At 43.8% G+C, this 704-nt stretch carries 1 protein-coding gene; it reads right to left on the bottom strand.

Annotated features, from left to right (window positions below):
• The coding region (locus ACRCJ0_RS17650; protein ID WP_431391451.1) for an NAD(P)/FAD-dependent oxidoreductase at nt 1-704 on the bottom strand (704 nt) is incomplete at both ends.

The following is a 704-nucleotide window of genomic DNA, read 5'->3' as shown; positions in this document are numbered from 1 at the left end:
CTGTGATCACCCAACCTTCTTCATCTGTGATGTTTAAATCAGCAAATGCTTCGGTATTTGGAATCAAACCAACATAAATGAAGACACCATCTGTATCCACGTCAGTGATTTCACCAGTTTTAACGTTTTCAACGGCTAAACCAGTGACTTTCATGTCGTCCCCTTTGATTTCTTTGACAACTGTATCCCAGGTGAAATCAACCTTATCGTTAGACATAGCACGGTCTTGTAAGATTTTTTGAGCACGTAATTCGTCACGACGGTGAACGATATTCACGTTTTTACCAAATTGGGTTAAGTAAGTCCCTTCTTCAACGGCTGAGTCGCCCCCACCGATTACACGAAGGTCTTTATCACGGAAGAAAGCCCCGTCACAAACCGCACAGTAAGAAACACCGCGGCCTGAATATTTATCTTCACCTGGCACACCCAATTTACGGTGAACAGAACCAGTTGCGATAATGATCGCTTTAGCTTGGTAAGTTTTACCCATATCTGTTTCCAGTAAATGCGCCCCTTCATTCGGCGTTACTTTAGTGACCGTCCCAAATTCGTGGACCACACCAAATTGCATTGCCCCTTCATACATTTCATTGGCCAAGTCTGGTCCTTGGATGTTTTTGAAACCAGGGTAATTTTCAACATCCGCTGTATTGACCAATTCGCCCCCAGGGATTCCACGTTCTAATAATGCTACGGACAAA

The organism is Aerococcus sp. L_32, from assembly GCF_050689315.1.
The sequence above is the reverse complement of the archived record's forward strand: the minus strand, read 5'-3'. Positions and strand labels throughout refer to the sequence as shown.